The sequence below is a fragment of the Streptomyces sp. NPDC057877 genome (assembly GCF_042796855.1).
Lineage (GTDB): Bacteria > Actinomycetota > Actinomycetes > Streptomycetales > Streptomycetaceae > Streptomyces.
This window is the reverse complement of the sequence record NZ_JBHVMS010000021.1, coordinates 22,610-29,110: the sequence shown is the minus strand read 5'-3', so window position 1 is coordinate 29,110 and position 6,501 is coordinate 22,610. Positions and strand designations below refer to the sequence as shown.

Genomic DNA, 6,501 nt, shown 5'->3' with positions numbered 1-6,501 from the left:
GTTTGCGGCACTCGGTGACCGAGTGCCGCAAACCCCCCTCCCGGCGCCACGCCTCAGCCGGTCAGCTGACCTTCCTCGCGGACAGCACGGCCTCCACGGGCAGCGCGTGCGGCAGCATCTCGGCGGGATCCTCGGCCACCGCCTTGGTGACCTCGAACCCGCACTCCTCCAGCCAGCGCTGCCACGTCGACATCTTCTGCGCCCCGCCCTGCCCCATCGCACAGCCGATGAAGAACGACGGGAAGAAGTCGACGGTGTAGTTGTCGGTGTCCTTGATGTTCTCCGGATACACCGGCACCAGCAGATGCACCTGCCCGCCGGGCTCCAGCGACTGATTCACGGCCTCAAGGATCCGGAACACGTCGCTCTTGTCGAACATGGGCAGGAAATGCTTGATCAGCACGACGTCGAAACCCTTGGGAACACCCTCGAAGACGTCACCGCCGATGAACGAGCAGTGCTCGTCCACGCCGTGCGCCCGGAAGTTCTCCAGGCATTCCTTTTCCTTCTCCGGAAGGTCGAAGGTGGTCACCCGCAGCCCGGGCGACTGCTTCAGCTTGTAGGTGTGAATGGCCCCCAGACCGGTGTTCCCGGCGAGATCGAGGACCTGCGCACCGGACGGCACGTCGATGTTGCCGAAGAACCAGGGGTCGATGTGGGCGGTCTCGCCGTTCATCAGCCGCGCCCACGGCTCACGCAGGTCCTTGTGCTCGGCCAGCGCGCCGTACAGGTTCCCCTCGAACCCGTAGAGCTCCTTCAGGCCGACGGTGGTGCCGGTGCGCACGCTGTCGGTGAGGTAGAACAGCTGCCGCAGCGCCACGGCCTTGATCATGGCCATCCGGGCGAGCACCTGCCGCAGGTCCTCCTCGGGGAGGTCCGCGAACGCGTCGAGGGCGTAGCCGCCGGAGTCCTCGTCGTAGGCGACGAAGCCCTCCTTGACCAGCAGCAGCAGAAGGTGCTCCACAGCATCCGGCTTGGCACCGACGGCGTCGCCCAGCTCGGCCGCGGTCAGGCCCGGGGTGTCCCGGAGCCGGTCGATGAGACCCAGCTCGAAGCAGGACAGCAGGCTCATGAACCGCGAGGGCCCCACCATGTAATCGCGCAACCGTGTGAATGTGGCTTCCGGTGTCAAGGTAATTAGCCCCTTTCGAGTCGGCTGCTTTCACTGCCGTGGGTAGGGCGCCGTCACGTGCCGCGACCTTATTAAATACGGCTCACCACCGTACCAGCGGCCACTCAAGGGCCACTCGAAATGAACTAAGGAAAGGAATCCCTTGACATGCCGAGCGCCCGGCACCAACACTCTCGCGAAGTGGCGAGAATAGGGCTTGTCAGGCCCGCCGGCCTTGTTCACCGGCTGTTTCACCGCGGACAAACAGATATCAGGCTGACGTCCTGATTCATGCAGACGCTCAGCATGCACACCACCTGCCAGTTCTGGCCCCTGATCACGGAGGAACAATGCTGAGTAGACGGTCCATTCTGCGCGGTGGCGGCGGCATCGCACTCACGGCCGCCGCCGTCGGCTCATCGGCCGGGGCGGTGTACGGCAGCGAAGGGAAGTGGGAGCGGCTGCGCAGGCATCTGACCGGAGATGTCGTGCTGCCCTCCGACGACGCCTACACCTTTTCCAAGCAGGCCGTCCTGGTGGAACTCGACACCGTGACACCGCAGGGAATCGTCTACTGCCACAGCCCCCGGGACGTCAGCACGGCCATCAAGTTCGCCCGGGACCACGACATCCCGGTGCACACCCGCAGCGGCGGCCACAGCCTGGCCGGATGGTCCACCGGCGAGGGCATGATCCTCGACGTCTCCCGGCTGAACCAGATCGCCGTCGGCCGCCACACCGTGCACCTCGGCCCCGGTGTGCAGAACATCGACGCGGTCACCACCCTGCAGGCCCACAACCGGCAGATCGTCACGGGCACCTGCGCCACCATCCGCCCCGGCGGCTACATCTCCGGCGGCGGCATCGGCTTCCAGATACGCAAGTTCGGCGTCGCCAGCGACCGCCTCGTCTCCGCCCGGATGGTCCTGTCCGACGGCCGCATCGTGCGCGCCGACAAGGACACGCACCCCGACCTCTTCTGGGCCGTACGCGGCGGAGGCGGCGGCAACTTCGGCGTGGCCGTCGACTTCGAGGTCCGCCCCATCTCCGCGCCCCGCCTGGTCTACTTCGACACCCTGTGGCCCTGGGACAAGGCCCAGGAAGTCGTCACGGCCTGGCAGGAGTGGTGCTCCAGCGGCTCCGACAACCTCGGCTCGACGCTGACCGTGCTCGTCCGCGACGGCGCCCCGGGCAACGTGCCCATCGTCAAGATCCACGGCGCCTACCACGGGCCGCAGCCCGAGCTCGAGCAGGCCCTGAACGACCTGGCCGCCGAGACGGGCGCCACGCCCGTCCTGCGCCACGTCCAGGAGTACGAGTACGGCGAGGGCATGAAGGCCGTCTACACCTGCGAGCAGCTCACGGTGCAGCAGTGCCACCGCGTCGGCTCCCACCCGGACGCCCGCATCCAGCGCACCCCCTTCCTGCGCGAGCGCACCCGGCTGCTGGACCGCCCCACCGGCAGTTCCGGAACGGCCGACCTGCTCGCCGCGTTCGAGGCCAACCGCAGGCCCGGCCACACCACCTACCTGTACTTCACCGCCCTGGGCGGTGCCGCCAACAGGGTCCCGCGCACCCAGACCGCCTATGTGCACCGCGGCGCGGAGTTCTTCGTGGCCTGCGCGACCCTGCTGGCCGACCCGCAGCCCCCCGCGGAGGAGGCCGAGGCCGCCATGGCGTGGCCCGTCGACGCCTTCACCATCCTCGACCCGCTCTCCAGCGGCGAGTCCTACCTCAACTTCCCCAACCCGGACCTGGGGGACTGGCGCCAGGCGTACTACGCCGAGAACTACCCCCGCCTGGTCGCGGTCAAGCGCCGCTACGACGCGCCGGACTTCTTCCGGCACCCGCAGAGCATCGGCAGCTGACCCCCCGCCCCGACCACCCCTGACGGGCCTCACAGGCCCCCGGCGACGCCGACGAAGACCGGCCCGCTGGCTGCCACGGCAGCCAGCGGGCCGAGTGCGTACGGGCGGCGCCGCGCCACGCCCCGGGCGTCCCGGACGGGCGGGCGGGTACCGCCCGGCCACGGCGTCCCCCGGCCCCGTACCCGCAGCGGGCGCCCACCTCGCGCTCATTCCGGGGCCGCGACGTCCAGGAGCGGCGGCTCCCGCGGGTCACGCCCGCGCCGCACCCGACGCCTCCGGCGGAATTCCCGCCTCCTCATATCCGCCGCGATGCCACGCGGCAAAGACGCCCTCCGCCGCACTTTTTCGGACTCCGTGAAACGGCCCTGCCGTCAGCCAATGTCGCAGCTCACAGACTGAAACGGAATGGCCATTACCTATAAACGGAATGGCCCTTACTTGACCCGTGGACAGGGGCCGCAATTACCCTTCCAGGCGCGAATGCGGCACTTCTCAGAACACGCATCAGAGCAGGTCAGAGGGGTGCTGACCCGGCCGGAATGTGATCATTGACGGCCGTTCTCCGCAACGTTTCACCCGGCTCTGTCCAAGGCCCGGGCGCGCACCGCACCTGAGTGTGTGTCAAGGTGTTCTCTAGCGTGTGGCTGATAACGTAGGTTGCGTAAACGCGGAAATCAGTGTCGACGCCAACCGCTTGGAGTCACTGCATTTCCGGGGGGGGTGTTGGGATGAAGCAGGAATATGAGGCCGTCAAGGGGGGCGGCCCAGTTAGTCGATGTCCCATTTCCGCGTGGCAGATCTGGCCCAGCACCGCTTCCGTAAGGTCACATGTCTAGACCGTGAGGCGCCCACGATCTGGGGTTTCACCTCCTGTCTGCATTCACGTGACCGCACGCTGACCTGGGTCAGTGGGGCCGATCCTGAAAAGGGCTGTGCCGCGTTCCGGGTGGGGGCCCGGCGCGCATTCCCCTGAGGCCGCGGAGGCGTCCCTCGCCTTCGGTGCCCCGTTTGGAGACCTGGCCCACGAGTTCGCGCACAGGTGTGTCAGGGACCGGCCGCCTTCCCGCCGCGCGGCGGAGGGCTCATCCGCCTGTCACCCCTGCCCGGCTGTTGGCGAGGCCTCAAGGCCACGGCGCAGTCCGCGGCATCCCCATTTCCCCTGAAGGGCCCCATCAAGGGCCCGCCCATTCGACCAACCGGAAGGTAACCATGACGACGTCCAGACACACCCCGGACTCAGGTCTCACCCTGGGCCGCAGGTCGTTGCTGCTCGGCGGCTCCTCGGCCGCCGCCCTGACCATGCTGGGCCTGCCCCACGCCGCCAGCGCCGTCACGAACGGGGAGGCGGCGGCCGCGGTCGAGGTCGACTTCGACCTCGACACCGGCAACTACATCAAGTGGGCCAGGCCCGCGACCAACGAGGAGGCCAGCACGCCGTCCGTCAACGGGTTCGTCGGCTCGATGGACGCGACCCTCATCTTATGGATGGCCCACGTCGGAGCACTGGCGGCGTTCGACGCGGTGGCGCCGTACCACGAGAGCGCGGTCGGGGTGTACTCCCGGATCCCGCGCCGCCCCTCCAGCGAGTCCGCCACCAACCGGAACATGAACATCGCCATCTTCCAGTCCCAGTACCGCATCTTCGAGCAGATGCCGCTGGGCGGCCTGAACGGCCCCGTGGGCGGTCTGCGGCAGGTGATGGTCGCGCTCGGCCTGGACCCGGACGACACCACGGAGAACCTGACCAGCCCGGTCGGCATCGGCAACGTGGCGGCCAAGGCCGTCTGGAACGCCCTGAAGAACGACGGCATGAACGTCCTGGGCTACGAGGGCGGCCGCAAGTACCACCCCCGCCCGTGGTCGGACTACACCGGCTACAAGCCGGTGAACACCCCCTACGAGCTGTCCAACCCCTCACGCTGGCAGCCGCAGCTCGGCCCGCACAACGGCCGCCGCGTCGGCGGCGGCCACGGCGACCTGGGCATCTACGTCGCCCAGCACTTCGTCACCCCGCAGATCGCGCGGGCCAAGCCGCACATCTACGCCGACCCCGCCCAGTTCACGCTCGCCCCGCCCACCTTCAGCGACCACCGCCGGCCCCGGGCCTACAAGCACGCCGTGGACGAGGTCCTGGACGCATCGGCGAAGCTCACCGACGAACGCAAGGCGCTCGCCGAGGTGATGGACAACAAGTCCTGGGGCCTGGGCTACACCGCCACCGCCGCCGCCCAGAACTACGAGAAGAACCATGGGGAACTGGGCGTGTTCGGCTGGGTCGCGTGGTCGCTCCAGCACTCCCTGGCGACCTTCGGCACGGTGGTCGCCGCCTGGCACCACAAGCGCGCGTACGACGCCGTGCGGCCCATCAGCGCGGTCCGGCACGTGTACGGCCGCAGCAAGATCACCGCCTGGGGCGGTCCCGGCATCGGCACGGTCAACGACCTGCCCGCCAACGAGTGGTACGGCTACCTGCCCACCGGCGACCACCCGGAGTACCCGTCGGGATCCGCGTCGATGTGCGCCGCCGGGTCACAGGCGCTGCGGCGCTACTTCGACTCCGACGACCTGAACTGGACGCTCGAATTCAAGGCCGGCAAGTCGCTGGTGGAGCCGGGGACCGGCCCCGCCAAGGACGTCACGGTGCACTTCGCCACCTGGGCCGAGTTCGACAAGGCGTGCGCGGAGAGCCGGGTGTGGGGCGGTGTCCACTTCCGTGAGACGGTCGAGCGGTCCGTGGTCTTCGGCAGGCAGTTCGGCGACCTGGCCCACGCGTTCGTACAGCGGTACGCCAAGGGCAGCGTCAGCGACGGGACCTGACGCCCGGCACGGCTGACGCGTTCTCAGTCGGCCAGGACGACGTCACGTCTCTCACAGGGTGCGGGGCTGCCACCGACCGGTGGCCCTGGACGAGTCCGGCCAGGCGTGCGGGGTTGGCCTGGCCGGGAGCGAGACGGGTGACGGCGTACCAACTGAGAACGCGTCCTGCCCGCGCCCGCACCTCCCTTGGGCAAACGGCACGCGCGGGGCGGCCGTACACCCGGCTGCTCCCGCGTCGCTCACCTGCCGGAGGGCACCGCGGCGGCGATACTTGCCGACGACACCGCTCGCGCATCCCGAGGCGGCCTCGACCGACCCCCCACCCGAGCCCGGAGATCCCATGGACGAGGACGGCACCACGGCACACGTCGTCGAGGCGGCGTTCCGCTGCTACCGGTCACAGGACCGCGCGGCGGCCCTGCCCCTCTACGCCGCCGACTTCACCTTCACCAGCCCCCGGGACGACCACATCGGCAAGGCCGCCTTCTTCGAACGGTGCTTCCCCACCGCCGACCGGTTCACGCAGCACCGCTTGCTGCGCCTCACCCCCGCGGACGGCGAACTCGTCTTCGCCTACTACGAGTACGAACTCGCGACGGGCGGCCGGTACCGCAACGTCGAGGCGATCACCGTGCGGGACGGCCTCATCCGGGAGGTACGCGTCTTCTTCGGCGGCAAGGCGTGAACCGGCCGCACACCCCCCGC

4 protein-coding genes are annotated in these 6,501 nt (G+C 69.0%); 3 read left to right on the top strand and 1 reads right to left on the bottom strand.

Annotated elements, in window-relative coordinates; all coding sequences use genetic code 11:
- Nucleotides 1–61: 61 nt before the first annotated feature.
- On the bottom strand, nt 62–1,105 hold the full coding sequence (locus tag ACFVQG_RS38385; RefSeq protein ID WP_383393285.1) for a methyltransferase: 1,044 nt from the start codon (nt 1,103–1,105) through the stop codon (nt 62–64).
- A 356-nt stretch (nt 1,106–1,461) separates the two neighbouring features.
- Between ACFVQG_RS38385 and ACFVQG_RS38380 the strand changes: the two genes are divergently transcribed.
- The 3 genes from ACFVQG_RS38380 to ACFVQG_RS38370 all read left to right on the top strand — a co-directional run bounded on the left by ACFVQG_RS38380 (nt 1,462) and on the right by ACFVQG_RS38370 (nt 6,481).
- Nucleotides 1,462–2,979, top strand: coding sequence for an FAD-dependent oxidoreductase (locus ACFVQG_RS38380; protein ID WP_383393283.1), 1,518 nt, complete (start codon nt 1,462–1,464; stop codon nt 2,977–2,979).
- Nucleotides 2,980–4,188: 1,209 nt separating this feature from the next.
- Nucleotides 4,189–5,796 carry a DUF6851 domain-containing protein gene (locus ACFVQG_RS38375; protein WP_383393280.1) on the top strand — a complete coding sequence of 536 codons (1,608 nt, stop codon included), beginning with the start codon at nt 4,189–4,191 and terminating at the stop codon, nt 5,794–5,796.
- Between the two features lie 340 nt (nt 5,797–6,136).
- Complete coding sequence (locus ACFVQG_RS38370; RefSeq protein WP_383393277.1) at nt 6,137–6,481, top strand: nuclear transport factor 2 family protein; 345 nt, start codon at nt 6,137–6,139, stop codon at nt 6,479–6,481.
- The last annotated feature ends 20 nt before the right edge of the window (nt 6,482–6,501 follow it).